Annotated in this window: 24 protein-coding genes and 1 pseudogene; 21 read left to right on the forward strand and 4 right to left on the reverse strand. The window is 60.7% G+C overall.

Annotated elements, in window-relative coordinates:
- The first annotated feature begins 52 nt into the window (after positions 1–52).
- Complete coding sequence (locus QLG12_RS22290; protein ID WP_197868906.1) at positions 53–436, forward strand: hypothetical protein; 384 nt, start codon at positions 53–55, stop codon at positions 434–436.
- 51 nt (positions 437–487) lie between these two features.
- Here the strand turns inward: QLG12_RS22290 and ubiA are convergent, their stop codons facing one another.
- Both ubiA and QLG12_RS22300 read right to left on the reverse strand, forming a co-directional pair.
- Complete coding sequence (gene ubiA / locus QLG12_RS22295) at positions 488–1378, reverse strand: 4-hydroxybenzoate octaprenyltransferase (protein WP_282475240.1); 891 nt, start codon at positions 1376–1378, stop codon at positions 488–490.
- Entirely contained in the window at positions 1378–1929 is a 552-nt protein-coding gene (locus QLG12_RS22300; protein ID WP_282475241.1) for a chorismate lyase, read from the reverse strand. The genes ubiA and QLG12_RS22300 overlap by 1 nt, the downstream gene beginning before the upstream one ends.
- Before the next feature lie 199 nt (positions 1930–2128).
- Between QLG12_RS22300 and QLG12_RS22305 the strand changes: the two genes are divergently transcribed.
- The 3 genes from QLG12_RS22305 to QLG12_RS22315 all read left to right on the forward strand — a co-directional run bounded on the left by QLG12_RS22305 (position 2129) and on the right by QLG12_RS22315 (position 3932).
- Positions 2129–2296, forward strand: coding sequence for a rubredoxin (locus QLG12_RS22305; RefSeq protein ID WP_007954349.1), 168 nt, complete (start codon positions 2129–2131; stop codon positions 2294–2296).
- A gap of 21 nt (positions 2297–2317) precedes the next feature.
- A complete protein-coding gene (locus QLG12_RS22310) occupies positions 2318–3466 on the forward strand; it encodes an FAD-dependent oxidoreductase (RefSeq protein WP_197868903.1) in 1149 nt (382 codons plus the stop codon).
- Between the two features lie 190 nt (positions 3467–3656).
- On the forward strand, positions 3657–3932 hold the full coding sequence (locus tag QLG12_RS22315; protein WP_003213368.1) for an HU family DNA-binding protein: 276 nt from the start codon (positions 3657–3659) through the stop codon (positions 3930–3932).
- Positions 3933–4066: 134 nt separating this feature from the next.
- On the opposite strand, the gene QLG12_RS22320 is transcribed toward QLG12_RS22315, so the two are convergent.
- Together QLG12_RS22320 and QLG12_RS22325 are read right to left on the reverse strand one after the other, a co-directional pair.
- Positions 4067–4315, reverse strand: a complete 249-nt coding sequence (locus QLG12_RS22320) for a hypothetical protein (protein ID WP_232253745.1) — start codon at positions 4313–4315, stop codon at positions 4067–4069.
- 234 nt (positions 4316–4549) lie between these two features.
- Positions 4550–5248 (reverse strand): DUF2931 family protein, encoded by a 699-nt coding sequence (locus QLG12_RS22325; RefSeq protein WP_282475310.1) that lies wholly within the window; start codon positions 5246–5248, stop codon positions 4550–4552.
- A gap of 865 nt (positions 5249–6113) precedes the next feature.
- Here QLG12_RS22325 and tssA point away from each other — a divergent pair.
- The 17 genes and pseudogenes from tssA (at position 6114) to icmH (ending at position 24372) form a co-directional block, all read left to right on the forward strand.
- Positions 6114–7676 (forward strand): type VI secretion system protein TssA, encoded by a 1563-nt coding sequence (gene tssA / locus QLG12_RS22330; protein WP_064379799.1) that lies wholly within the window; start codon positions 6114–6116, stop codon positions 7674–7676.
- Between the two features lie 32 nt (positions 7677–7708).
- Positions 7709–8212, forward strand: coding sequence for a type VI secretion system contractile sheath small subunit (gene tssB, locus QLG12_RS22335; RefSeq protein ID WP_003229587.1), 504 nt, complete (start codon positions 7709–7711; stop codon positions 8210–8212).
- A gap of 28 nt (positions 8213–8240) precedes the next feature.
- A complete protein-coding gene (tssC, locus tag QLG12_RS22340) occupies positions 8241–9716 on the forward strand; it encodes a type VI secretion system contractile sheath large subunit (protein ID WP_011336600.1) in 1476 nt (491 codons plus the stop codon).
- Positions 9717–9725: 9 nt separating this feature from the next.
- Entirely contained in the window at positions 9726–10133 is a 408-nt protein-coding gene (gene tssE, locus QLG12_RS22345; protein WP_085685965.1) for a type VI secretion system baseplate subunit TssE, read from the forward strand.
- 11 nt (positions 10134–10144) lie between these two features.
- Positions 10145–10426: pseudogene (locus QLG12_RS22350) on the forward strand (PAAR domain-containing protein); the annotation flags it as partial.
- A 1120-nt stretch (positions 10427–11546) separates the two neighbouring features.
- Positions 11547–11930, forward strand: a complete 384-nt coding sequence (locus tag QLG12_RS22355; protein WP_085731352.1) for a hypothetical protein — start codon at positions 11547–11549, stop codon at positions 11928–11930.
- Between the two features lie 20 nt (positions 11931–11950).
- The gene (locus QLG12_RS22360) at positions 11951–12484 is read left to right on the forward strand and encodes a hypothetical protein (protein ID WP_197868900.1); all 534 of its coding nucleotides are present in this window, start codon (positions 11951–11953) and stop codon (positions 12482–12484) included.
- Positions 12485–12748: 264 nt separating this feature from the next.
- Entirely contained in the window at positions 12749–13171 is a 423-nt protein-coding gene (locus QLG12_RS22365; protein ID WP_085606169.1) for a hypothetical protein, read from the forward strand.
- Positions 13172–13240: 69 nt separating this feature from the next.
- Complete coding sequence (gene tssF / locus QLG12_RS22370; protein WP_011336593.1) at positions 13241–15028, forward strand: type VI secretion system baseplate subunit TssF; 1788 nt, start codon at positions 13241–13243, stop codon at positions 15026–15028.
- The gene (gene tssG / locus QLG12_RS22375) at positions 14992–15999 is read left to right on the forward strand and encodes a type VI secretion system baseplate subunit TssG (RefSeq protein WP_039765146.1); all 1008 of its coding nucleotides are present in this window, start codon (positions 14992–14994) and stop codon (positions 15997–15999) included. The genes tssF and tssG overlap by 37 nt, the downstream gene beginning before the upstream one ends.
- 11 nt (positions 16000–16010) lie before the next feature.
- Positions 16011–18668 (forward strand): type VI secretion system ATPase TssH, encoded by a 2658-nt coding sequence (tssH, locus tag QLG12_RS22380; RefSeq protein WP_282475242.1) that lies wholly within the window; start codon positions 16011–16013, stop codon positions 18666–18668.
- A 10-nt stretch (positions 18669–18678) separates the two neighbouring features.
- The gene (locus QLG12_RS22385; protein ID WP_236192352.1) at positions 18679–20205 is read left to right on the forward strand and encodes a sigma 54-interacting transcriptional regulator; all 1527 of its coding nucleotides are present in this window, start codon (positions 18679–18681) and stop codon (positions 20203–20205) included.
- A gap of 93 nt (positions 20206–20298) precedes the next feature.
- Entirely contained in the window at positions 20299–20439 is a 141-nt protein-coding gene (locus QLG12_RS22390) for a hypothetical protein (protein WP_003229566.1), read from the forward strand.
- An 18-nt stretch (positions 20440–20457) separates the two neighbouring features.
- Positions 20458–21651: a type VI secretion system-associated FHA domain protein TagH gene (tagH, locus tag QLG12_RS22395; RefSeq protein WP_282475243.1), complete on the forward strand. Its 1194-nt coding sequence runs from the start codon at positions 20458–20460 to the stop codon at positions 21649–21651.
- Between the two features lie 5 nt (positions 21652–21656).
- Entirely contained in the window at positions 21657–22157 is a 501-nt protein-coding gene (gene tssJ, locus QLG12_RS22400) for a type VI secretion system lipoprotein TssJ (RefSeq protein WP_011336587.1), read from the forward strand.
- A 2-nt stretch (positions 22158–22159) separates the two neighbouring features.
- A complete protein-coding gene (tssK, locus tag QLG12_RS22405) occupies positions 22160–23491 on the forward strand; it encodes a type VI secretion system baseplate subunit TssK (RefSeq protein ID WP_011336586.1) in 1332 nt (443 codons plus the stop codon).
- 5 nt (positions 23492–23496) lie between these two features.
- Entirely contained in the window at positions 23497–24372 is an 876-nt protein-coding gene (icmH, locus tag QLG12_RS22410) for a type IVB secretion system protein IcmH/DotU (protein WP_011336585.1), read from the forward strand.
- Positions 24373–24375 lie beyond the last annotated feature (3 nt).

A 24375-nucleotide genomic window follows, 5' to 3' on the forward strand; every position in this document is an offset into this window, starting at 1 on the left:
TCCTGAACTAAGCTCTAAGTCCGAATCCTGACAACCACAAGAGAAGGTTTCCATGACTCAAATGACTGCTTCCTTTAAGGCTTTGCTGATGGCTGCCGCCCTGACTCTGCCCGGACTGGCGATGGCGGCCGAGCCGGCCATGATGAAAGACGGAATGATGGTCGACCACAAGGGCATGACGCTTTACACGTTCGACAAGGACAGTGGCGGCAAGTCGATGTGCAACGGCGACTGCGCCAAGAACTGGCCGCCGCTGATGGCTCCCGCAGGCGCCAAGGCCGAAGGCAAATGGACGGTCATCAAACGCGATGACGGCATGATGCAATACGCCTACGACGGCAAACCGCTGTATACGTTCATGAAGGATGAGAAGCCCGGAGAAATGAAGGGCGATGGCATGAAGGACGTGTGGCACGTGATGCGCGAGCACAAATAAACGCAAATGCCCTGTGGGAGCGAGCAAACTCGCTCCCACAGGTTCTGTGGATCAACGCAACGCATAATCCAGCACGATCCCGACGAAAATCGCCAGCCCGGCCCAGTGGTTGTGCAGGAACGCCTTGAAGCAACGCATCCGGTCCCGGTCGCGGGTGTACCAGAACTCCCAGACGTAGCACCCGGCCGCCACCAGCAGGCCGAGGTGGAACCACATCCCCAGCTCGAATTTCGACCCCGCCAGCACCAGGCAGCCCAGTGACAGAGCCTGCAAGGTCAGGATGATCACCCGGTCCGCGTCGCCGAACAGGATCGCCGTGGACTTCACGCCGATCTTCAGGTCATCGTCGCGGTCGGTCATGGCGTAATAAGTGTCGTAGCCCACCGTCCACAGCAAATTGGCGATCCACAGCAACCAGGCGGTCGCCGGCAACTCACCGGTTTCGGCGGTGAACGCCATCGGCATCCCCCAGGAGAACGCCGCCCCCAGCACCACTTGCGGGTAGTAGGTGTAGCGCTTCATGAACGGATAGGTGAACGCCAGCGCCAGACCGCCCAGCGACAGCCAGATGGTTGCGGCGTTGGTGCACAGCACCAGCAGGAAACTCACGCCCATCAGCAGCGCAAAGAACACCAGCGCCTCTTTCGAGCTGATCTTGCCGGCAGCGAGAGGCCGCTGCGCAGTGCGTTTGACGTGGCCGTCGACCTTGCGGTCGGCCCAGTCGTTGATCACGCAGCCGCCGGCACGGGTCAGCACCACGCCGAGGACGAAAATCACGATGTTGGCCAGCGATGGCGAGCCTTTGCCGGCAATCCACAGGGCCCAGAGGGTCGGCCACAGCAGCAGGTAAATGCCGATCGGCTTGTCCATCCGCGTCAGCTGGATGAAGTCCCAGGCGCGCGGGTTCAAGCGATTCAGGGATTTGAGCAGGCTTTGGTACATCAGCAGTTCTCCGGACGGGCGCGGACGGCTTCCCACAGCGCAGGCAGGAAAATCTCCGCCACCAGTACGCTCAAGGCACCACGGTCGAAACGCGAACGCCGACCCCACAGGCCGGCAGCCCGGGAACCTTCAGGCAGCCAGTGTTCCGGGTAATGACAGACTTCGATGGCGCGCCGCTGGAAGGCGTGATCGCAGAACAGCAGTTCGCCCAGCGAGCGGCTGCCCAGTTCATCCATGTGCAGGCCGTCACCCTGCAAGGCACTGCGTGACGCCACGCTGCGGGCGAACACCCAGGCCTGGCCATGCCCGCGCAGATACACCTCGCGCACCCATCCCTCGCTGCCTTCGGCCAGGTCCAGCGCGGCGCATTCGTCGTCGCGCAGGGTCTGCCAGCCTTCGAACAGCGGTGTGATGCTGAAGCCGTCATCGGACAGACGGGTCAGGCGGCGGGTCAGGGAGCCTTCGTCGAACAGCCAGTCGAGCGTGGATGTGTCGGGGAGGGGTGTCAGGTGGCTTTGCGGGCACCACAGCGGGGCATTTTTGAGTTGCACAATGAGTCAGTATTGGCAGCAAATGAGGCGGCGAGCTTACCATGCTGAACCGAGAGTTTGATTGATCCGGGACGCCGCTGCGCCGAACAGGCTTGCATCTGCCCGGCACGATCAGTACAAAACGCCCTGAGCCGGACGGCAACGCTGCACCATCGACCGTCCGCGCCGGCTAAAGCCTGAACCCTGAGGAAGTACCTGAATGAAAAAGTGGCAATGTGTGGTCTGCGGCCTGATCTACAACGAAGCCGACGGCTGGCCGGATGACGGCATTGCGCCGGGCACCCTGTGGCAGGACGTGCCGGAAGACTGGCTGTGCCCGGACTGCGGCGTCGGCAAGATGGACTTCGAAATGATCGAAATCAACTGAGAAAACACTGAGGAGTAGGGCATGAGCGCACCTGTCGTAATCGTTGGCACCGGGCTTGCGGGTTACAACCTGGCCCGCGAGTTTCGCAAACTCGATGGCGAAACCCCGCTGCTGCTGATTACCGCCGATGACGGTCGCTCCTACTCCAAGCCGATGCTGTCCACCGGCTTCGGCAAGAACAAGGACGCCGATGGCCTGAGCATGGCCGAGCCGGGCGCCATGGCCGAGCAATTGAAGGCCGAAATCCGCACCCACACCCGCATCAGCGGCATCGATCCCGGGCACAAGCGTTTGTGGATCGGCGAGGAAGCGGTGAGCTATCGCGACTTGATCCTGGCCTGGGGCGCCGAAACCGTGCGCGTGCCGATCGAAGGCGATGGCGCGGACCTGGTGTTCCCGATCAACGATCTCGAAGACTATGCGCGCTTTCGCGCCGCTGCGGCCGGTAAGCGTCGGGTGTTGCTGCTCGGCGCCGGACTGATCGGCTGCGAGTTCGCCAATGACCTGATTCTCGGTGGCTACGAGGTGCAACTGGTTGCACCGTGCGAACAGGTGATGCCGACCCTGCTGCATCCCGCGGCGGCGGCTGCGGTGCAGGCCGGGCTGGAAAGCCTCGGCGCACGTTTTCATCTCGGCCCGGTGCTGACCCGCCTGCAAAAAGTCGCGGATGGGCTGGAAGCGCACCTGTCCGATGGCCAGGTTGTCCCGTGCGATGTGGTGGTCTCGGCCATCGGCCTGCGCCCGCGGATCGATCTGGCGGCGGCTGCCGGCATCCAGACCAATCGCGGCGTGGTGGTCGACCGTCACCTGCAAACCTCTCATGCCAACATTTACGCCCTGGGCGACTGCGCCGAGGTCGACGGGCTGAATCTTCTGTACGTCATGCCCCTCATGAGTTGTGCGCGAGCGCTGGCACAAACCCTGGCCGGCAACCCGACCGTGGTGAACTACGGACCGATGCCGATCACCGTGAAAACCCCGGTCTGCCCGCTGGTGGTTTCTCCGCCGCCACGGGGCCGCGAGGGCGTCTGGACGGTCGAAGGGCTGGGCGCCGACGTCAAGGTGCTGTGCCACGACGCAGAAGGGCAATTGCTCGGTTACGCCCTGACCGGCGCGGCGGTGATGGAAAAACTCGCACTGAACAAACAGCTTCCGGCCTTGCTGGCGTAAATACCGGTCGTTCTGTCGGAATCACCCCGCTTTTGCCCCCACAAACGTCGCGGGGAGACTGGCGCCGCCCTTAACCGCGTGCCATCCTCACTCCCGTCTGCCGCAGAGTAGAGCCTGCGGCGCCTTGGGCGCTGTTCCAACGAGAACAGCACGGACATAACAACAAAAAACCGTCAAAGGGGCTTCACTAATGCGTAAACCAGAACTCGCCGCTGCAATCGCTGAAAAAGCGGATCTGACCAAAGAGCAGGCCAACCGCGTTCTCAACGCCGTTCTCGAAGAAATCACCGGCGCCCTGCACCGCAAGGACAGCGTCACGCTGGTGGGCTTCGGCACCTTCCTGCAACGCCACCGCGGTGCCCGCACCGGCAAAAACCCGCAAACCGGTGAACCGGTGAAGATCAAGGCCAGCAACACCGTTGCGTTCAAGCCAGGCAAATCGTTGAAAGACAGCGTCAATCCGTAATCGCGGCGAATGCCCGGTCAGCCGGGCACGCTGCATGAAAAATGGGCATACCGATTGCGGTCGGATGCCCATTTTTTTGGCTGATGGCGAGCCGAGCTGGTCTTGGTGGATCGTTATGGGATTCGTCTAGCCGGTTACCCGTAGGTGGCCAGCACCATTCTGGCGAACTCGTTCTTGCTTGGCTGGTGTCCATAGGATTTCAGGTATTTACGCCACTCGGACTCAAGTATGGGACTTTCGTATTCGCCCTCCGTCGCCAGATGTGTAGCTGCATCATCTATCAGGGCTTGGGTGTAATGTTTCGAGGATTTGTTTGCACTGGCTTCCGAAGTTGAAATGAACGGTCCCGCCACTGTGAAAAGCAAGCCGATACCCGTCAGCATTGAGAACTCCAGGGGACCACCGTTCACCAGGCATCCAATACCGACGCAGCCTTCCGCTCGAACAGAGGTGCTGGTTGTGAGCGTCAGCATGACAACCAGAGCGCATCCAAATCCCGATATTGATTGTTTATTGTGTCTACCGCTCATGATGCTTTTAACGCTCCCTATATTGATTACGGAATCCTTTGTGCAGCGATTGCACATGACAAGTGACTGGAGGGTGTTTGTGATGCCTTACCAGCTCCCGAAGGGGATGCCGTATTTTTCGATGTAGGTTTTGGACTCCGGTGAAAGAGGTAGCGCGTAGCGTCCTCCATTTTTCCCTTGATACGGCCCCTGCTTGACGATGCTCCCTTCAACCCGAGCAATCTCGACAGGCTTGAGACAAGGCCCACGCTGCCAAACCTTGGCAATGCCGCCGGGCGCCAATCCAATAGTTACGCGATCGCGGTAATCCGTGATCCATTTGCCATCCAGTCTGCAGTACGCCTTTTCCGGTTTGTGCATGATTTCCCGCGCAGATTCGGGAATCACAATGTAGGCCTCATAGGTTTGAGGCTCAGCCAGTGATTGCCATCGCACATAGATCAAGCGGGGAAGATCGGCACCAGTGACGTCACGTCCGCCGCCACTACCGGGGCTGTCAGGCCAGCCTGCGGGCTTGCCCTTGTTGTCGGCGGGTGTGTTCACCGAGGCAATCCCGGCTCCGGCGCGTTTGAACACACGCTCACGGATATCCACCACGTCGGCCGTTTCAATCCAGACCTCCATATAGGCGGGTGCTCCGAAGCCGAGATACCAAGGCCGTTTGGTGATCGGTTGTGCATGACTTTGAGTGCAAAGCACCAACAGCAATCCGAAGACGAACCCCGTGTGTTTTTTGACGGGCCGAGTGAACTGCAGGAAGGCAGGCTGACCGAGCAGGCCTTCCATATAGAAGTCGGGGTCTTCACTGACCAGTTCGACGTGGATGGCATAAAGGGTGCTGATGGTCTCGGTGCCTTCGAAGGCCAGCACCTTGAAGTCGTTGCGAACAGCGGGAATCTGCAGCGTAAAGCGCGCAGAACTGACAGCTCCAGACATGCGCTTGTCCTTAAGCAGAGAGGGGAAGACGGCGTGATGTCGAAACCCTCCCTGGTCAGCGCACGCGAACATTGGCCGGCACGCTAACAAGGCGTTAAACAGATTTATGTAAGAAGGATCGCTTGTTTGAGTCGGAGCTTTCCGGGTTGTAAAACAACGTGGAAATTGTGGGAAATGGCTGTGAGAAACTGACGGCGGGTGATTGGAATCCTGCGTAATAGTCTTATGCAGGCAAGGATCCAGGACTATTAAACATTTAAATGCCATCAAATTGATGGCACTTTTAATGTTGTCTGTTGTCGCCAGTCATTTGTTAATAAATGGTGGTGTATTTTCGGAAGCGTCCTACTTCAAATTTTTTCGGGGTTTGTCATGCTTTCTCCGCTTACTTGTGGAACGAGCGTGCAAATGCTCTCGACGCCGCGCGCCGGCCGCTCTGGCCCAATGCTTTCGGAAGGGATAGGCTTAAAAGTGAAATATAAAGGGACATCAGGGAATCCCCTGTCACATATAGGGCGATCTCCTACAGAGCCCAATGAACAGTTCGTCTTGTTGTTTAATCAGATGCTTGCTAGTGGCCATCATTGTGATTACGATGCGCGCACTTGAAAGAGCAAACACTCAATTGGATGAGTCTTCCGACTGCTCTTCGATACTGTCCCGCGCCGCTGCAAGTCCAATAGGCGCACGACCGTAATCCTTATAAAGGCCATGGATGTCCTACTCAAGCAAACTTTCCGCCCATTACCTCGAACTCGCTAAAGTCTCTGTTTCCAAAGAGAATTTTGCGGGCGAAGACGTTCGCTTCTCGAGCGAATTCGAGGCCTTGGAAAGCGAGCTGGCCAAAGCCTCGTCGATGCACGAAAGCGGGCAGATCGACTGGCTGAAAATTCGCGAAAACAGCGAAAACCTCCTGCGTACCCAATCCAAGGACTTGCGTGTCGGCGCCTGGCTGACCTGGTCGCTGTACCAGCGTGAATCCTTCCCCGGCCTGCTGGCCGGCCTCGGTTTTCTGCACCATTTGTCGGAAAACAACTGGGCCGAGATTCACCCGCTCAAACCCCGCACCCGGGCCGCCGCCATCGGCTGGCTGGTGCCGCGTCTTGAGCAGGTGATCACCGAGAACATCGCGATCAAGGAACAGCTGCCGATGTTCCGGCAACTGTCCGAGCATCTGTCCGGTCTCGACGCCGTCTGCACCGAGCATTTGGGCGATGATGCGCCGCTGCTGCTGCCGCTCTCCCGCCGCCTGAAAACCATGATCCAGCGCGCCGCCGATAATCAGCCGGCTCCCGGCGTGGTGGGCGCGGCGGTGGCCCAGGTCAAGCAGGCGGCGACTCAGTTGCTGGCACCCGGTGCGCCGATCGACAACGAAAAAGAAGCCCATAAGGCCCTGCGCGCCCAGCAGGAAAGCGCCCGCCCACTGTGCGCCTGGTGGCTCAAGCAGAAAGCCACCGACCTGCGCGCGCTGCGCCTCAACCGCACCTTGCTGTGGATGACGATCGACGCGGTGCCCGAGCGCAACGCCGAGCAGATCACCGTGCTGCGCGGGTTGCCGGTCGACAAGCTCAAGCAGTATCAGGACCGCTTCGATCAGGGCAAATATGCCGACCTGCTGGTGGAACTGGAGGCGAGCCTGGCGAAGGCGCCGTTCTGGTTCGATGGCCAGAGGATGGTCTGGGAATGTCTCCAGAACCTCAACGCCGAGCTGGCCATGCGCGAAGTGGAAATCCACTTCGCGCTTTTGATTCAGCGCCTGCCCGGCATCATCGAGCTGCGTTTCCATGACGGCGCGCCGTTCGCCGATCCGTCCACCCGGGCGTGGATCGCCGCCAACGTCATGCCGCACCTGCAAAGCGCCAGCGCGCCGCGCAAGGTCGAAACCGAAAACGCCGAAACCCAGCCGGCCTGGGAAAAGGCCCTCGAAGAAGTCCAGCCGATCCTGCGCAAGGAAGGCCTCAAGCCCGCAGTGCAGATCCTCAAGCAGGGGCTGCAATCGGCGCACGGCGGGCGCGAACGCTTCTTCTGGCAGTTCGCCCTCGCGCGGCTGTGTTTCCTGGCCAAGAAATACGAATTGGCCAAGAACCAGCTCGAAACCCTCGATCAGACATTACAGGACTCAGGCCTGCACGCCTGGGAGCCCGATCTTGCATTGGAAGTGCTGCACCTGCTGCACAGTTGCTGCGAGTTGTTACCGCAGAACCATGCCGTACGTGAACGCAAGGAAGAGATTTATCGCAGGCTGTGCCACCTCGACCTCGAAGTGGTACTCGAATAGGCCCCAGGGCCACAACCGCAAGGAGAAAAGCCATGGCCAAAGAAGGCTCGGTAGCCCCCAAGGAACGCATCAACGTCACCTTCAAACCCGCCACCGGCGGTGCTCAGGAAGAGATTGAACTGCCGCTGAAGCTGCTGGCAATCGGTGACTACACCCACCGCAAGGACGATCGCAAGATCGAGGATCGCAAGCCGATCAGCATCGACAAGATGACCTTCGACGAAGTGCTGGCCAAGCAAGAGCTGGGTCTGACGCTGAGCGTGCCGAACCGTCTGCAGGAAGATGGCGAGGCCGACGAGCTGGCTGTGCAACTGCGCGTCAACTCCATGAAGGACTTCAACCCGGCCAGCCTGGTCGAGCAAGTGCCTGAGCTGAAAAAACTGATGGAACTGCGCGACGCGCTGGTGGCCCTCAAAGGCCCGCTGGGTAACGCGCCTGCGTTCCGTAAAGCCATCGAAGGCGTGCTCGCCGACGATGAATCCCGCGGTCGCGTACTCGGTGAGCTGGGCCTGAACGCCGCAGCCCCGGACGCTTGAGACTCCAGCAGCCAAGGAAGCCAACACAATGAGCACTAGCGCAGCACAACAGAACGCCGCAGAAAACGGCGAGTACAGCATTCTCGACAGCATCATCGCCGAAACCCGCCTGACGCCGGACGACGAAGCCTACGACATCGCCAAGCGCGGTGTGTCGGCGTTCATCGAAGAGCTGCTCAAGCCGCAGAACAACGGTGAACCGGTCAAGAAAGCCATGGTTGACCGCATGATCGCCGAGATCGATGCCAAGCTCAGCCGTCAGATGGACGAAATCCTGCACCACCCGGACTTCCAGGCCCTGGAATCGTCGTGGCGTGGCCTGCAACTGCTGGTCGACCGCACCAACTTCCGCGAAAACATCAAGATCGAAATCCTCAACGTCTCCAAAGAAGACCTGCTGGACGATTTCGAAGACTCGCCGGAAGTCATGCAGTCGGGCCTGTACAAGCACATCTACACCGCTGAATACGGCCAGTTCGGTGGTCAGCCGGTTGGCGCGATCATTGCCAACTACTACATGTCCCCAAGCTCGCCGGACGTGAAGCTGATGCAGTACGTGTCCAGCGTAGCCTGCATGTCCCACGCACCGTTCATCGCCGCCGCCGGCCCGAAATTCTTCGGTCTGGAAAGCTTTACCGGTCTGCCGGACCTGAAGGATCTGAAAGATCACTTCGAAGGCCCGCAATTCGCCAAATGGCAGAGCTTCCGTACTTCGGAAGACTCCCGCTACGTTGGCCTGACCGTGCCGCGTTTCCTGCTGCGTAACCCGTACGACCCGGAAGAGAACCCGGTCAAATCGTTCGTGTACAAGGAAAACGTTGCCAACAGCCACGAGCACTACCTGTGGGGCAACACCGCTTACGCGTTCGGCACCAAGCTGACCGACAGCTTCGCTAAATTCCGCTGGTGCCCGAACATCATCGGCCCACAGAGCGGCGGCGCGGTTGAAGACCTGCCTCTGCACCACTTCGAAAGCATGGGCGAAATCGAAACCAAGATTCCTACGGAAGTTCTGGTTTCCGACCGTCGTGAATACGAACTGGCCGAGGAAGGCTTCATCTCCCTGACCATGCGCAAAGGCTCCGACAACGCGGCGTTCTTCTCCGCAAGCTCGGTGCAGAAGCCGAAGTTCTTCGGCATCAGCGCAGAAGGCAAGGCTGCAGAGCTGAACTACAAGCTCGGTACCCAACTGCCGTACATGATGATCGTCAACCGCCTGGCTCACTACCTGAAAGTGCTGCAGCGCGAGCAACTCGGTTCGTGGAAAGAACGTACCGACCTCGAGCTGGAACTGAACAAGTGGATCCGCCAGTACGTGGCCGACCAGGAAAACCCGAGCGCCGAAGTGCGTGGCCGTCGTCCGCTGCGCGCTGCGCAAGTGATCGTCAGCGACGTTGAAGGCGAGCCGGGCTGGTACCGCGTCAGCCTGAACGTGCGTCCGCACTTCAAGTACATGGGTGCCGATTTCACCCTGTCGCTGGTTGGCAAGCTGGACAAAGAGTAAGAGCGACTCATGGACGGATACGGCAGCCTTTTCGAGCGCCTCAACGGCGACGCGGAACAGCGCAAGGGCAAGAGCCTCGAGGCTTCGGCCATGGCGTCGGTGGCTGCCCATCTGGCCAAAATGCTCAGCACCCGGGCCGGCAGCGTGCAAACGCTGTCCGACTACGGGTTGCCCGATCTCAATGACATGCGCCTGAGCCTGCACGACTCCCTGAGTCAGGCCCGCCTGGCCATCGAAAGCTTCATCGAAGCCTACGAACCGCGCCTGAGCAACGTGCGTGTCATTTCCCTGCCGCGTGACCACGATCAGCTTCGCCTGGCCTTCAGCATCGAAGGCCTGCTGGAAGTCGAGGGTTTCAAGCGTCAGGTCAGTTTCGCCGCGCGCCTGGATGGCAGCGGTCAAGTGAAGGTCACCTAAGGAGAACCCCGATGTCTGGCAAACCTGCAGCACGCGTATCCGACCCCACCGCTTGCCCGCTCCCCGGCCACGGCACCAACCCGATTGCCGCCGGTTCCGGCGACGTGTTCTTCGACGGCCTCCCGGCCGCTCGCCAGGGCGATGCCTCGGCGTGCGGTGGTGCGTTGGTCGGCGACCTTGCGACCACGGTTCTGATCAATGGCAAGCCAGCTGCCACCGTAGGTTCAGTCGGGGCCCATGGCAACAAGGTCACTGCGGGCTCCGGGACGGTAATCATCGGGAATTCGCATACGCCTGCACCGTTTTCGGGGCTTGCTGCCGTTGCGGTCGCCGCTGCTCTGGAATACCGACTGGGTCTGAAGTCGGGTGGCAACTCGGTTTTGACTCCGTTGGAAATACCGGACTTCGATGAACTGAAGTCCGGAACATCGAAAAACCGCGAACTGGTCGACTTCGTCGTCGAGAACCGGATGGATGCGGCAGACAGTGTGAAGCTGGAAGTGCTGGACGGCGAAAAGCCGGTCTACACCGAAGCCAATACCGCCCCGTTGTTGCCCCCTGGCAAGCACCCGTGGCAATGGGATGGGTACGACACTGCCGGCATCCTCGACACCAAAATTCTGAAAAGCCCGAACCTCAAAGTTCGTCTGACCGCGACCGGAGCGGGCAAGCAGCAAGTCACCGAAGTGAAGCTCACTTGTTCGGCTGAAGAGGTGAAGTGGGTCGATGCGCGTATTGATCGCAATGCCAAGACCGTAGAAGTGACGCTGCGCCCGAGCTTCTCGGATGGTGGCAGCAGTGGTTCTACGCCCGGCCTGGTGCCTACGCCGTTCAGCACTTTGCTGGGTTGGGCCAAAGAAGGCATCGAATTGTATTGGTCACGCAATGGTTCGCGCGGCGGTGGTATTGCCGAAGGGATCACCACCAGCAAAGGGGTCTACAAAGTCACGGTCAAGGCCGAGGTCAACGTCGAGCCCAAGGCCGGGAACTTCCCCTTGATTGACTCGTTGTCAGCGGACTTCGGTCGTTCGACCAGCCTGGCAATTGCCCGGAAGGTTTACCACAACGCCGGCTATGCCTTTGACCAACTCGTCAAGCGTCAAGGCCTTGCGGCTGCGGATGCTGCCAACTATGCACAGGAAGAGTTCAAAGAGACCTCGGCCCATGAGTTCGGGCATCTGATTCTCAACGAATACGGTGGCGGACTGATCCCGAATTACTCGTGGACGCACAAAGAAACGTCAACGTTGATGCAAAACCCCAAGGCAAACCACCCGACACCGAGCACGGGGGAGGTGGATGTCATGCATTACTTCAGCAGCTACACCCATTCGGCCGCCAGCCTGCAGAAGCGCATGGCCGCTTCTGAACAAGACGTGAAAAGCCTGCTCTGGCTGGCCAGGGTTGAATTCGATGACTAGGTTCGCCGGTTTCATTCTGCTGTTTGTCTCCCTGTACGGCTGCGCAGCGCAGCAGGTCTACAACAACCATGTGTACATGGAAAACCGTTGTGGCCAGCCACTCGAGATGAAGGTTTCCAACAGCTCGAACATGCACTCACTGGATCGCAACCTGACCGTTGCAACAGGCGCTCGTGCGCTCGTGGCGAGCTTTGCCTCTTACGGTGAAGACGTGATCGAACAGATCCCGAGCAACTATCAGCTGACCATCAACGACGCTGCGGGCAGTAAATCCATTGACGCTACTCAGTTGAAACAGCGCCTGGCAGTTGTCGAGAAAGTCACTGAAGGAACCCAGCGCGAGTGGACGATCCGTGAGGCTTCGATCTGCCCATGAAACTGCCAGGAATGATCTGCATGTCGAGCTGGGCGGGCCTCTCATTGGCTGCCTGTACTGTCCAACAGGTTTACCGCAATGACGTGTACCTGCAGAACACTTGTGGAGTACCGCTGGTGAGAATGGGGACTGTCCCCGATGTCATTACCGATGTCAAAGGCAATGCCATGAAAGCGTCCCTTAGAAAGAGCTTTTTACCTTTTTCGTTGTGCGTGCTTGTGCCGATTTTGGTTCTTTTGGGCCTGAAGGTGATTAGCTCAAAGGCCGCGGAGCCTCTTTTCATTGATTGGAATGACTCCGGCAGTTGTTATATCGCAACGTATTCACCGAATTACAATTTTTTGGGTGCAGTGGCCGGTCGTGCATTTAAGTACTTCAGCAGTCCGTATTTTTATCGCGTTTATACAAAGAATAACGATCTACTAAAAACATCAGAATGGTATCTCTGGCGGGACGAGGGAAGTCCCGGCATTGCACCCGAGTTTCGCGGAGAGATGATTGTTTATCCAGGCTCTGAAGGCTGGGAAAGTTGGATAGTTTCAGAGTGTCGTTGATGCCTGATTTAAAGGCGGCCTCGCTACCTGAGAAAGTTGGAGAGCGTTATTCATGCACGCAATGAGTTTGCAGGGGTATCTGGCCAGTGTTGCTGACAGTGATCTGTTTGGCTGCCTGGCCTTGTTGAGCTTTGTATTGCTCCTGACTGCCTCACATCGGGCGGCTCGAAATTCACGCCTTCACCGCGCACTAACGCTCTCGGTTTTGGCTGCTGTTGTAGCTATCCATGGCCTTGGATCGTGGTACGGAAATCTGAGACCAGCATGAGCAACTACTACCGTATCGCCATGTGCCTGTTTGTCCATGCCTTCGGATGTGTGGCCTACGTGTTTTTGAATAATGCAGTAGTACATGCCTACAAGCATCTGAACGGCGGGTTCACCACGCGTGGGGTCGCCATCGGTATTGCCAGCTACGCGATGTTTTACATTTTTCTCGGTGTCAATTTTATTGCTGCGCTGATTCCAAGCCTCGTTGCCAAACTGGTGATTCTGAGCCTTATGGTGGGCTTCATCCTGCTTTGGATGCTCCCCGACAACCCATTGAGAGCCTTGTTTTATGGCGTGGCTCAAGGTTGCGTCACCTTGCTGGCAATCCTCGCTTCTCAAGTCATCGAGTTGCGCTGGGTATCAAGAAACATCGCTGGACGCATCCAGCCGAACCAGCCTGAGAGTGCCATCCAATGATCAGGTCAGGTATCGAGCGTAATCCACAGGACAGTTATTCCATGAGTTCCACTACCAGGCAGGTAACCCGTGTCCTTTAACCACTACTACCAAAGCGAACTCACCGCACTGCGCCAGCTGGGTCGCCGTTTCGCCGAGCGTAGTCCGGCGTTGGCGCCGTTCCTGGGGCAGGCCGGGCGGGATCCGGATGTGGAGCGGTTGCTGGAAGGCTTTGCGTTTCTGACCGGGCGGCTGCGTCAGAAGCTCGATGACGAGTTGCCGGAGCTCAGCCATTCCCTGATGCAGTTGTTGTGGCCGAACTACATGCGCCCGCTGCCGGCGTTCAGCATTCTGCAGTTCGACCCGCTCAAGCGTTCGGGGCCGGCGCTGAAGGTCGAGCGTGATACGCCGATCGAGAGCGTGCCGATCGAAGACGTGCGTTGCCGCTTTCGCACCTGCTACCCGACCGAAGTCATGGCGCTGGATCTGGCCGCGCTGAACTACTCGGTGAAGGGCGACGGTTCGCTGCTCAGCCTGCGCCTGGAGATGAGTGCCGATGGCCACCTCGGCGAGCTGGAGCTGAGCAAACTGCGCCTGCACTTTGCCGGCGAGCGCTACATCAGCCAGATGCTCTACCTGAGCCTGCTGCGCAATCTCGACGGCATCGAACTGATCCCGCTCGACGGCGCCGGCAAGCCGATCGATGGCGTGAGCGGCAAGCCGATGGCGTTCAAGATTCCGGGCGATCGGGTGAAGCCGGTGGGCTTTGCCGAAGAAGAAGCGCTGATCCCGTATCCGCTGAACACCTTCCGCGGCTATCGCTATCTGCAGGAATACTTCGCCTTCCAGGACAAGTTCCTGTTCGTCGATGTCCACGGCCTCGACATTCTCAAGGCGCTGCCGGAAGACACGCTCAAGCAGATGCGCGGCCTGGAATTGCGCTTCGACATCCGCAAGAGCGGCATCATGCGCATGCGTCCGACCCTGGATAACGTGAAGCTGTTCTGCACGCCGATCGTCAACCTGTTCAAGCACGACGCACTGCCGATCCGCCTCGACGGCAAACAGGATGAATACCTGCTGCTGCCGGCCGAATACGATCTGGAAAACTGCGGCGTGTTCTCGGTGGAGACCGTGACTGGCTGGAAACCCGGCGGCCTCGGTTATCAGGAGTACGTGCCGTTCGAATCCTTCGAACATGACCCGAGCTTCGACGTGCCCAACAGCCGTCCGCATTACAGCATCCGCCAGCGCTCGTCGCTGCTGCACGACGGCCTCGACACCTACCTGAGCTTCGGCATCCGTCACACCGAAGCCCATGAAACCCTGTCGATCGAGCTGGTCTGCACCAACCAAAACCTGCCGCGCAAACTCAAGCTCGGGCAGATCTGCATGGCCTGCGAAGAGACCCCGGAGTTCCTGAGTTTCCGCAACATCACCCCGGCCACTTCCAGTTTCGCGCCGCCGCTGAACCGTGACTTCCTGTGGAAGCTGATCAGCAACATGTCGCTTAACTATCTGTCGCTGGCCGACGTCAATGCACTGAAGGTGATTCTCGAAACCTACGACCTGCCGCGCTACTACGACCAGCACGCGGAGAAGGTCAGCAAACGCCTGCTCGGCGGTCTCAAGCACATCAAGCATCACCACGTGGACCGCTTGCACCGTGGTTTGCCGGTGCGCGGTCTGCGCACCGAACTGACCATCGACCCGGAAGGGTATATCGGCGAAGGCGACCTGTTCGTCTTCGCTTCGGTTCTCAACGAGTTTTTCGCGCTTTACGCCAGTCTCAATTCATTCCATGAGCTGCGGGTAAAAAGCACACAGGGAGAGGTGTACCAATGGACACCACGTATGGGCCTGCAGCCCCTGCTTTAAGCGGGCTGACGAAGGTAATACGCGAGTACTCGCTGTTTCAGGCCGTGCTGCTGGTGATAGACCGGCTGCGCGATGCACACCCGTACCTGAGCGAAGACGATTTGTACGACCAGCTGGAATTCCAGGCCAACCCGAGCCTCGGATTTCCGCGCAGCGACGTCGATCGCGTGGAGTTTTTTGAAGAGCACGGGCAGATGCGCGCGCGCCTGCGGTTCAACCTGATCGGTCTGGTCGGTTCCGGTTCGCCGCTGCCGGCGTTCTACGGCGAGCAAGCCCTGGGCGACAGCGAAGACGGCAACCCGACGCGCAACTTCCTCGACTTGTTCCACCATCGCCTGCAACGGCTGATGCTGCCGATCTGGCGCAAGTACCGCTATCGCGCGAGCTTCCAGAGCGGCGCGGTCGACCCGTTTTCGTCGCAGCTGTTCGCCCTGATCGGCCTCGGTGGCGACGAGATTCGCAAGGCCAAGGAACTGAACTGGAAACGCCTGCTGCCGTACCTCGGCCTGCTGAGCTTGCGGGCGCACTCGGCGGCGTTGATCGAAGCGGTGCTGCGTTACTACTTCAAGCACGAAGACCTGGTCATCGAGCAGTGCATCGAGCGCCGCGTGGAAATCCTCGAAGAACAGCGCAACCGCCTCGGCTTCGCCAACAGTGTGCTGGGTGAAGACCTGGTGCTGGGCGAACGCGTGCGCGATCGCAGCGGCAAATTCCGCATTCACATCACCGAACTCGACTGGGAGCGATTCCACGAATTCCTGCCGATCGGTTTCGGTTACCAGCCGCTCTGCGCGCTGGTGCGGTTCACCTTGCGTGACCCGCTCGATTACGACATTCGCCTGGTGCTGCGCCCGGAAGAAATCCGCGAACTGCGCATTGGCGAGAAGAACGACTGTCGCCTGGGTTGGACCAGTTGGCTGGGCTGCGAGAAAGCAGACGGCGTGGTGACCCTGGGCAGCAAAATTCATTAAGGACGTGAGCCATGATCAACGTAGACCTGCAACAACTCATCCAGGCGCTGGACGCCGAAACCCGTCGCGATCTGGAGCGTTCGGCCGAGCGCTGCGTGGCCCGTGGCGGCAGCAAGATTCTGGTCGAAGACTTGCTGCTCGGCCTGCTGGAGCGCCCGAACGGTCTGCTCTCCCGCGCACTGCAGGATGCCGACGTTGATGCCGGCGAACTGAGCGCCGCCCTGCAATCGCGGGTCGAGCACAGCGCTTCGCGCAACCCGGTGTTCGCGCCGGAGCTGGTGCAGTGGCTGCAAGACGCGCTGCTGGTGGCCAACCTTGAACTGGGCCAGACCTCGGTCGAAGACGCGGCGCTGATCCTCGCGCTGCTGCGCAACCCGATGCGTTACGCCGGCAGCCGCTACCAGCCGTTGCTGGCCAAACTGAACATTGATCGCCTGAAGGAATTTGCCCTGTCGCAACAGCCGCAAGCTGCGGCCAACGGCAAACCGGCCGCCCAGGGCGAATCGCTGCTCGAGCGCTTCACCCATAACCTGACCCAACAGGCCCGCGACGGCAAACTCGACCCGGTGCTGTGCCGCGATGGCGCGATCCGTCAGATGGTCGACATCCTCGCCCGTCGCCGCAAGAACAACCCGATCGTGGTCGGTGAGGCCGGTGTCGGTAAAACCGCCATCGTTGAAGGCCTGGCATCGCGCATCGCTGCCGGTGAAGTGCCGCAAGTGCTCAAGGGCGTCGAGCTGCTGTCGCTGGACATGGGCCTGTTGCAGGCCGGTGCCAGCGTCAAAGGTGAATTCGAGCGTCGTCTGAAAGGCGTGATCGACGAGGTCAAAGCCTCGCCGAAGCCGATCATCCTGTTCATCGACGAAGCCCACACCCTGATCGGCGCGGGCGGCAATGCCGGCGGTTCCGACGCGGCCAACCTGTTGAAACCGGCACTGGCTCGCGGCGAACTGCGCACCATCGCCGCGACCACCTGGGCCGAGTACAAGAAATACTTCGAGAAAGACCCGGCGCTGGCCCGTCGTTTCCAGCCGGTTCAACTGCACGAACCGACCGTGAGCGAAGCCGTCACCATCCTGCGTGGCCTGGCTCAGGTCTACGAAAAGAGCCACGGCATCTACCTGCGCGATGACGCGGTGGTTTCCGCAGCCGAGCTGTCTGCTCGTTACCTGGCCGGTCGGCAACTGCCGGACAAGGCCGTCGATGTGCTCGACACCGCGTGCGCCCGCGTGCGCATCAGCCTCGCTGCTGCCCCGGAAAGCCTGGAACGCCTGCGTGGCGAACTGGCTGAAGGCGGTCGTCAGCGTCAGGCCCTGCGCCGCGATGCCGAAGCCGGTCTGCTGATCGACCACGAAGCGCTGGAGGCACTGGAAGCGCGTCTGGACGAAGCCGAAGCCGAAAGGGTCGCACTGGAAACCCTGTGGACCGAACAGAAGCAACTGGCCGAGCGCCTGCTGGAACTGCGTCAGCAACTGGCCAAAGCCCGCGAGGCCGCTGCGGTCGAGCCGACAGTGACTGTTGAGGAAGACGCCGAAGGCACGGTGATCGAAACCGTTGCTGCTGACGTTGAAGAAGGCCAAAGCGTCGAAGCGCTGGAAGCGCAACTCAACGAAACCCACAGCGCCCTGACCGCCGCTCAGGTCAAGGAGCGTCTGGTCAGCTTCGAAGTCTGCCCGCGTCTGGTGGCTGAAGTGATCAGCGCCTGGACCGGCGTGCCGCTGGCGCAACTGGCCCGCGAGCACAACGCCAAGGTCGCCAGCTTCGCCACCGACCTGCGCACCCGCATCCGTGGTCAGGAACAAGCCGTGCACGCCCTGGATCGCTCGATGCGCGCCACCGCTGCCGGCCTGAACAAGCCTGACGCACCGGTCGGCGTGTTCCTGCTGGTCGGCCCGAGCGGCGTCGGCAAGACCGAAACCGCACTGGCGCTCGCCGACCTGTTGTACGGCGGCGACCGTTTCATCACCACCATCAACATGTCCGAGTTCCAGGAGAAGCACACCGTTTCCCGCCTGATCGGTGCACCACCAGGCTACGTCGGTTACGGCGAAGGCGGCATGCTCACAGAAGCCGTGCGCCAGAAGCCGTATTCGGTGGTGCTGCTCGATGAAGTCGAGAAGGCCGATCCGGACGTGCTCAACCTGTTCTACCAAATCTTCGACAAAGGCGTGGCCAACGACGGCGAAGGGCGCGAGATCGACTTCCGTAATACGTTGATCCTGATGACCTCGAACCTGGGCAGCGACAAGATCAGCGACCTCTGCGAAGACGGCGCGCGTCCGACTGCCGAAGTGCTGGAAGAAACCATTCGCCCGGTGCTCAGCAAACACTTCAAACCGGCGCTGCTGGCGCGGATGAAAGTGGTGCCGTACTACCCGGTCGGCGGCCCGGTGCTGCGCGAGCTGATCGAGATCAAGCTCGGTCGCTTGGGCGAGCGCCTGAACCGTCGCCAGCTGGACTTCACCTGGTGCCAGAACCTCGTCGATCACCTGTCCGAGCGCTGCACCCAAAGCGAAAGCGGTGCGCGCCTGATCGACCACTTGCTCGACCAGCACGTGCTGCCGCTGGTGGCCGACCGTTTGCTCGACGCCATGGCCACCGGTGAAAGCCTCAAGCGCGTGCATGCGACGCTCGACGGTGAAGCCAGCGTGACCTGCGAGTTCGCCTGAGGTGAGTGTGATGTTCACTCAAGTGCCGCAGCCACTGCTCTATGCCGAAGCCTTGCTGGCGCAGTTCGCCAGCTTGTCGCGCGCGGCGGACGGTGCTGCGCTGCTGGGTGACTTCGTGCGCGGCCTGGCCGGGCTGAGCGGTTGCGAACTGACCCAGCTGTATCTGCTGGATGCCACGCACACGTCGCTCGGGATGAACGCCGAATGCCTCGACGGCGAGTTGCAGCCGCGCAGTGCGGCGAGCCTGCCGGCGGACTACAACGGCGAGCAACTGTTGCAGTTCGCCCTGTGCCAGAACCGCGTGGTGTGCTTCGACGACCTGGGCGGCAGCTTGCACGAAACCAGTTTTCTGCCGGCCTCGTCCACGCCGTGGCAGTCGCTGTTGTGCGTGCCGCTGGTCAATCAGCAGAAGGCCGTCGAAGGCCTGTTGCTGTGCGCCAGTCGTCGCCACATCGACCTGCAAGGCTTCGCCGATTCCCTTGGCCAGCTCGGTTCGTTCGTACTGGGTCAACTGCACTTGCTGCAGCGTCTGCGCCAGCCAGTGGATGCGGCCGCGCCGGTCGTGCGCAGCCTGCCGAGTGCCAGTGGCTACGGCCTGATCGGCAAGAGTGCGGCAATGCGCCAGACCTACTCGCTGATCAGCAAAGTCCTGCACAGCCCGTACACCGTGCTGTTGCGTGGCGAGACCGGCACCGGCAAGGAAGTGGTCGCGCGGGCGATCCACGATTGCGGCCCGCGCCGGTCCCAGGCGTTCATCGTGCAGAACTGCGCGGCGTTCCCGGAAAACCTGCTGGAAAGCGAGCTGTTCGGCTACCGCAAAGGCGCGTTCACCGGGGCCGATCGCGACCGCGCCGGGTTGTTCGACGCGGCCAACGGCGGCACTCTGTTGCTCGATGAAATCGGCGACATGCCGCTGTCGCTGCAAGCCAAGTTGCTGCGCGTGTTGCAGGAAGGCGAGATCCGTCCGCTGGGTTCCAACGACACCCACAAGATCGACGTGCGCATCATCGCTGCGACGCACCGCGATTTGTCGGTGCTGGTCAGCGAAGGCAAATTCCGCGAGGACCTGTACTACCGTCTCGCGCAATTCCCGATCGAATTGCCGGCCCTGCGCCAGCGTGAAGGCGACATCCTCGACCTGGCCAAACACTTTGCCGACAAGGCCTGCACCTTCCTGCAACGTGATCCGGTGCGCTGGTCGGACGCAGCGCTGGAACACCTGTCCGGTTACACCTTTCCCGGCAACGTGCGTGAACTCAAAGGCTTGGTCGAACGCGCGGTGCTGTTGTGCGAGGGCGGCGAGTTGCTGGCCGAGCATTTCTCGTTGCGCCTGGAATCGGCGCCGGTGCCGGAAGACCACTGCGGCCTCAATCTGCGCGAACGACTGGAAGCGGTCGAACGCAATCTGCTGCTCGATTGCCTGCGCAAGAACGACGGCAACCAGACGCTCGCCGCCCGCGAACTGGGCCTGCCGCGCCGCACGCTGCTGTACCGGCTCGGCCGCTTGAACATCAATCTGGGTGATTTCGATGGGTAGGCGAAAGTCCGTCGGATTCACCTCGAAAACCTATTTCAGCGCCGCCCGCGAGGGTCGGCGCTTTGTGCTTTGTCTACACCTGGAGACCCTCTGATGTCTGTTCGTCACTGGCACGCTGTCCTGCTGACCCTTGTCGTTCTATGCGGCCTCGGCGGCTGCAGCGGCAATTACAAATTCAACGATAACGATTACCGCCCGCTGGGTGATCCGCAGGCGGTCAATCGCGGCAAGTGACCGCAAGGAGCATCAAACATGGAATTGGTTTTCGAAATGCTGAACACCAAGCAGTTCGTGCCCACCGAGCTGTGCCAGCGGACCTTCAAACAGGCCGGCGGCGTGATCGGGCGGGGCGAGGACTGCGACTGGATCATCCCTGACCGCAAGCGGCACTTGTCCAACCACCACGCCATCGTCAGCTATCGCGAGGGTTCGTTCTTCCTGACCGACACCAGCAGCAACGGTGTTCAGGACGGTGACAGCGGCGCACGCCTGCACAAGGGCGAACCGGTGCGCATCGAGCACGGCAGCACCTACGTGCTGGGCGACTTCGAGATTCGTGCGCGACTGGTACGCGATCCGGCGACGTTCGACGGTGAAGTCGGCCTGCCACGCGCCGCCGGCAGCATCATTCCGGACGACGCGTTTCTCGACCTCGACCCGTTGAAGTCGCTGGAGCAGCAAGAGCGCGTGTACTCGGAATTCGAGGAAATGCTCGCGCCGGTGACCGACCCTGAAGACTCCCGTCAGCGCGCCGACTATGCGCGGATCGACATGGAAAGCCTGATGGTGCCGGAGCTGATCGTCGAGCCCAAGCCTGAGCCTGCACCGGCACCGAAAGCGGTCGAGCGCCAGAGCGAAACCTTCTGGGACAAATTCGGCGCGGCCCTCGGCGTGAACGTGAAGAGCCTCAGCCACGACGAGCGTGAAGCCCTCGCGCTGAACGCCGCACGTCTGCTACGCCAGAGCATCGGCGGTCTGCAACAGAGCCTGCGCACCCGTTCCGAGCTGAAGAACGAACTGCGTCTGGCCCAGACCACCGTGCAAGGCACCAACAAGAATCCGCTGAAATTCGCCGTCGATCCGAGCGAAGCGCTGGACATCCTGTTGCAGCCGCACAAGCCGGGCCACTTGCCGGCCGAGCAGGCGATCTCCCGCGCGTTCCGCGACTTGCAGGCGCATCAGGTGGCGCTGCTGACCGCCAGCCGCGCGGCGGTACGCGGCACTTTGGAACACTTCTCGCCGGAGCAACTGACCCTGCGTTTCGAGCGCGACAACAAGCCGTTGCTCGCCACTGCTGGCGGGCGCTGGAGAGCGTTCAACCGTTACCACCATGCGCTGCGTCAGGACGACGACTGGAGCGAGCGCCTGCTGGCCCGCGACTTCGCCCAGGCCTACGAAGAACAGATCCGCCTGATCTCCACCCTCCACACCGACCACCAAGGATGATGCGCATGTCTCGCCGCTCGACCGCTTTTTTCAAGACGCTGACCGCGCTCACCCTGTTGGTGCTGCTCGCCGGTTGTTCGTCGCTGTCGCCGTATTCGAAAGTGACCAAGATCAACCTGAAGCTGACCGGCAGCGATCAATTGAACCCGGACCTCAACGGTCGTCCGTCGCCGATCGTGGTGCGCCTGTTCGAACTCAAGCACCCGGTGACGTTCGAGAACGCCGATTTCTTCAGCCTCTACGAGCGCGCCAAGGAATCCCTCAACCCGGATCTGGTGGCCAGCGAAGAACTCGAACTGCGCCCGGGTGAAACCGTGGAGCTGAAACTCAGCGTGGAGGAGGGCAGCCGCTTTATCGGCATTCTCGCCGCATACCGCGACCTGCCGGAAACCAAATGGCGCCACACCTTTCCGATCACGCCGCTGGAAGTCACCGAAGCCGATCTGACCCTGGATCAGGCCGGTATCCGCAAGACCAACGAAGTGCTCGCCAAGGCGGATGACTGATCATGAATACCCATAAAGTCATCTGGCAGGAAGGCATGCTGCTGCGTCCGCAGCACTTCCAGCACAACGACCGCTACTACGATCACCAGATGAAGACCCGCACCCAGTTGCTGGGCGGCTACACCTGGGGTTTCCTGAATCTCGAGATCGACTTGCAGTTCCTCAACATGGGCAAACTGGTAATCAGTGAAGCCTCGGGGATCCTGCCGGACGGCAGCCTGTTCGAACTCGGCGGCAACACCGAGCCGCTGGCGCTGGACGTGCCGCCGAACACTGGCAACATGCCGATCTACCTGGCGCTGCCGCTGGTCACCGGTAACCACATCGAGGCCCGGCGCCCGGAGCAGTCCGATGTGCTGGCGCGCTACACCGCGTATGACGCCGAAGTGGCCGACTCCAACGCCGGTGATGATTCCGCGAGCCAGGTCAGTTGCGGCCGCCCGGACTTCAAGCTGTTGCTCGGCGAGCAGCAGAGCGATCAGGCCTACGTGAAGCTGAAGATCTGCGACGTACTCGACACCACGCCGGACGGCGTGATCAGCCTCGACCCGGATTTCGTGCCGACCTACATTCAGGCCCACGCCTCCAGCTACCTGCTGTCGTGCCTGAAAGAAGTGATCAGCATGCTCGGCCACCGGGGCGACACCATTGCCGAGCGTATTCGTTCGAACGGCAAGGTCGGCGGCGCGGAAATCGGCGACTTCATGATGCTGCAACTGATCAACCGCACCGAACTGCTGCTGCGCCACTACCTGGGCCTGGAGCAGGTTCACCCGGAAGAGTTGTACCGCACGCTGCTGACCATGCTCGGCGATCTGGCGACGTTCTCCAGCGACAGCAAACGCCCGCGTCTGGACAGCCGCTACTCCCACGCCGACCAGGGCGCGAGCTTCCGCAAACTGATGGAGTCGATCCGTCAGGTGCTGTCGATGGTGCTGGAACAGCACGCCATCGAACTGATCCTGCAAGCGCGTCAGTACGGGATCATCGTGTCGCCGCTGCACGACCACAAACTGCTGGGCTCGGCGTCGTTCGTGCTGGCAGCCAGTGCCAACTGCGACTCCGAAGAACTGCGCAACCGCTTGCCTGCGCACCTCAAGGTCGGCCCGGTGGAGCGCATCCGCCAACTGGTCAACCTGCACTTGCCGGGGATCAAGGTCAAACCGTTGCCGGTGGCCCCGCGGCAGATCGCGTTCCACTCCAACAAAACCTATTTCATCCTCGAACTCAGTTCCGAAGACCTGGCACAACTCGAGCGCTCCGGCGGCTTCGCGTTCCATGTGTCCGGCGAATTCGCCGAGCTTGAACTGAAATTCTGGGCCATCAGGAACTGACCGACATGATCAAGGACATGGAACACAACCAGGACGACAAAACCGTCCTGCTCGACCGTCAGGGCCATGGCCCGGCGGCGAGTCCGCTGACCGACTTCGCCGCGCCGCCGCGCTTCGAACAACTGGAAGAACGGATGATCTACGCCGCGCGCCTGCGCCCGGCGGAGGCCTTCAACATCAGCCTCAATTCGCTGGTGGCGGCGTCGTCCGAACTGCTGTCGGAAGTGGTGCGCCTCAAACACAGCGAAACCCGCGAAGACCTCTACGCGCTCAACGAGCGCCTGACCGCCGGGCTCAAGCTGTTCGAAGTGCGCGCCCTGCACAACGGCGCCGAAAGCAGTCAGGTGATGGCCGCCCGTTACGTGCTCTGCACCGTGGTCGACGAAGCCGTCGTGACCACGCCGTGGGGCAACGAGAGCGAGTGGTCGCAGATGAGCCTGCTCAGCAGCTTCCACAACGAAACCTTCGGTGGCGAGAAGTTCTTCCAACTGCTCGATCGGCTGTCGAAAAACCCGGTCAAGCACCTGCCGATGCTGGAGCTGATGTACCTGTGCCTGTCCCTCGGTTTCGAGGGCAAGTACCGCGTGCAGGCGCGCGGCATGCTGGAACTCGAAGGCATCCGCGACGCCCTGTACCGCCAGATCCGTCAGTTGCGTGGCGACGTGCCGCGCGAATTGTCGCCGCAGTGGGAAGGCCTCAACGATCAGCGCCGCAACCTGGTGCGCATCGTGCCGGCGTGGATGGTGGTGCTGTTCACCTTCGTCTGTCTGGTGATGATGTATTCGGGCTTCGCCTGGGTCTTGGGCGAGCAGCGCGACACCGTTCTGCAACCTTATCAGCCGCTTGATCCGGCCGCGGCCCAGCCGCAGTCGCAGCCGTAAACA

Source organism: Pseudomonas sp. V88_4 (assembly GCF_029967985.1).
In the GTDB taxonomy this organism is placed as follows: Bacteria; Pseudomonadota; Gammaproteobacteria; order Pseudomonadales; family Pseudomonadaceae; genus Aquipseudomonas; species Aquipseudomonas glycinae.

What these genes read in the sequence shown, in the direction of transcription:
- ubiA (WP_282475240.1), bottom strand. Translation starts at nt 1,378, where the DNA reads ATGTACCAAAGCCTGCTCAAATCCCTGAATCGCTTGAACCCGCGCGCC.
- icmH (WP_011336585.1), top strand. Translation starts at nt 23,497, where the DNA reads ATGATCAAGGACATGGAACACAACCAGGACGACAAAACCGTCCTGCTC.
- tssA (WP_064379799.1), top strand. Translation starts at nt 6,114, where the DNA reads ATGTCCTACTCAAGCAAACTTTCCGCCCATTACCTCGAACTCGCTAAA.
- QLG12_RS22390 (WP_003229566.1), top strand. Translation starts at nt 20,299, where the DNA reads ATGTCTGTTCGTCACTGGCACGCTGTCCTGCTGACCCTTGTCGTTCTA.
- QLG12_RS22355 (WP_085731352.1), top strand. Translation starts at nt 11,547, where the DNA reads ATGACTAGGTTCGCCGGTTTCATTCTGCTGTTTGTCTCCCTGTACGGC.
- QLG12_RS22360 (WP_197868900.1), top strand. Translation starts at nt 11,951, where the DNA reads ATGTCGAGCTGGGCGGGCCTCTCATTGGCTGCCTGTACTGTCCAACAG.
- QLG12_RS22385 (WP_236192352.1), top strand. Translation starts at nt 18,679, where the DNA reads ATGTTCACTCAAGTGCCGCAGCCACTGCTCTATGCCGAAGCCTTGCTG.
- tssG (WP_039765146.1), top strand. Translation starts at nt 14,992, where the DNA reads ATGGACACCACGTATGGGCCTGCAGCCCCTGCTTTAAGCGGGCTGACG.
- tssC (WP_011336600.1), top strand. Translation starts at nt 8,241, where the DNA reads ATGAGCACTAGCGCAGCACAACAGAACGCCGCAGAAAACGGCGAGTAC.
- QLG12_RS22320 (WP_232253745.1), bottom strand. Translation starts at nt 4,315, where the DNA reads ATGCTGACGGGTATCGGCTTGCTTTTCACAGTGGCGGGACCGTTCATT.
- QLG12_RS22310 (WP_197868903.1), top strand. Translation starts at nt 2,318, where the DNA reads ATGAGCGCACCTGTCGTAATCGTTGGCACCGGGCTTGCGGGTTACAAC.
- tssB (WP_003229587.1), top strand. Translation starts at nt 7,709, where the DNA reads ATGGCCAAAGAAGGCTCGGTAGCCCCCAAGGAACGCATCAACGTCACC.
- tagH (WP_282475243.1), top strand. Translation starts at nt 20,458, where the DNA reads ATGGAATTGGTTTTCGAAATGCTGAACACCAAGCAGTTCGTGCCCACC.
- QLG12_RS22305 (WP_007954349.1), top strand. Translation starts at nt 2,129, where the DNA reads ATGAAAAAGTGGCAATGTGTGGTCTGCGGCCTGATCTACAACGAAGCC.
- QLG12_RS22315 (WP_003213368.1), top strand. Translation starts at nt 3,657, where the DNA reads ATGCGTAAACCAGAACTCGCCGCTGCAATCGCTGAAAAAGCGGATCTG.
- QLG12_RS22290 (WP_197868906.1), top strand. Translation starts at nt 53, where the DNA reads ATGACTCAAATGACTGCTTCCTTTAAGGCTTTGCTGATGGCTGCCGCC.
- tssE (WP_085685965.1), top strand. Translation starts at nt 9,726, where the DNA reads ATGGACGGATACGGCAGCCTTTTCGAGCGCCTCAACGGCGACGCGGAA.
- tssK (WP_011336586.1), top strand. Translation starts at nt 22,160, where the DNA reads ATGAATACCCATAAAGTCATCTGGCAGGAAGGCATGCTGCTGCGTCCG.
- tssJ (WP_011336587.1), top strand. Translation starts at nt 21,657, where the DNA reads ATGTCTCGCCGCTCGACCGCTTTTTTCAAGACGCTGACCGCGCTCACC.
- QLG12_RS22325 (WP_282475310.1), bottom strand. Translation starts at nt 5,248, where the DNA reads ATGGAAGGCCTGCTCGGTCAGCCTGCCTTCCTGCAGTTCACTCGGCCC.
- QLG12_RS22365 (WP_085606169.1), top strand. Translation starts at nt 12,749, where the DNA reads ATGAGCAACTACTACCGTATCGCCATGTGCCTGTTTGTCCATGCCTTC.
- tssH (WP_282475242.1), top strand. Translation starts at nt 16,011, where the DNA reads ATGATCAACGTAGACCTGCAACAACTCATCCAGGCGCTGGACGCCGAA.